We start from the raw sequence: 1,191 nt of genomic DNA on the forward strand, positions 1-1,191 counted from the left end.
TTGTCTGGTCAATCGTGAGCTTTGAAGGGGTGGTTGTAATCTTCAGTTCGGCCGGCGGCTGCTCGATTTTCAAGTCAGCGCGCGGCTGTTCCATTTTCAAATCTGGCGGCGTCGTTGTTAAACCGATGCGGCCGGGGATATTTTGCATGATCAGCCTAGGCATCTCCATTATGATATCCTCCTTTTGCTGAAAAAAAGCAACTCGGATAGAGTTGCTTTTATCTTAAAAAGTCAACCAGTGTCGGCTGAACGATTTTCGCATTTACGGCAAGTGCAGCTCTGTGAACCGATTGCTGTGTAATAAATTCAGTAATGATCTCCTCAAGCTCAACATCTTCGTTGTCTGACAATACCTTTGTCGCCGTCTCTTCCTGTTCGCTCAGCCGCGCATTGATCAATTCGAGCCGGTTGTAGCGCGCTCCGATATCAGACCGCTCATTGCTCATCTGATTGGAGAACTGGTCAATGTCTGAAAGGGCGTTTTCCATTCCTTCCATTGTTCCCGCTTTTAAGGCATTTTCGAGAGACTCAATCATTTCAAAGACGTTTTGTCCGCTGCTTGATTGTCCGCCGAAAGCCGAAATCGGATTTGAGTTTACATTTAAGGTTGCGTTTGGCGAAACATTGATGAGAACGTCAGAGCTGCTTGTATAGTTTTCAAAATTGTATGTGTAAGTACCATCGGCGTTTTTTGTGATCGGAGCGACGTCAGAGTTCGTTCCGTTAAAAAGGTAGCGGCCGTTGACCTGCGTATTGGCGATCTGAATCAGCTGGTCTTTCAGTTGGCCGATTTCGACCCCGATCGCATTTAATTCATCCTTGCCGTTTGTACTGTTTTGAGCCTTAACGGTCAGCTCCCTGATTTTCGCCATGATATCAATGCCTTCTGTAATGTTCGTTTCCGTGTTTTCAAGCCATGTAAAAGCTTGCGAGGCATTGCTTTGATATTGTTTAACCTGGGACAGCTGTGTATTGTACTTCAGGCTTTTCATCGCGACGACGGGATCGTCGGATGCCTTTGTGATCTTTTTTCCCGAAGAAATCTGGGATTGAAGCTTATCCAGTTTTCCATAGCTTGAATTGATGTAGCGCAAAGAATTTTTTGCAATCATCCCTTGGGTTACCCGCATGAATCTCTACCTACCTTCCCACGACACCCATGCCGTTAATAATCTTATCGAGGACTTCGTC

The 1,191-nt window shown here is 45.8% G+C and carries 2 protein-coding genes; both read right to left on the minus strand.

The annotated features are described in order from the left end of the window. A partial coding sequence (locus ACWHAR_RS22275) for a DUF6470 family protein (RefSeq protein ID WP_452087858.1) occupies positions 1 to 169 on the minus strand: 169 nt, incomplete at its 3' end. Between the two features lie 49 nt (positions 170 to 218). Next, positions 219 to 1,130, minus strand: coding sequence for a flagellar hook-associated protein FlgL (gene flgL / locus ACWHAR_RS22280; protein WP_003185705.1), 912 nt, complete (start codon positions 1,128 to 1,130; stop codon positions 219 to 221). Positions 1,131 to 1,191 lie beyond the last annotated feature (61 nt).

It is taken from the genome of Bacillus sp. LR--39 (genome assembly GCF_053613335.1).

Excerpts from the sequence above, each read along its gene's own strand:
- flgL (WP_003185705.1), bottom strand. The coding sequence starts at position 1,130 with ATGCGGGTAACCCAAGGGATGATTGCAAAAAATTCTTTGCGCTACATC.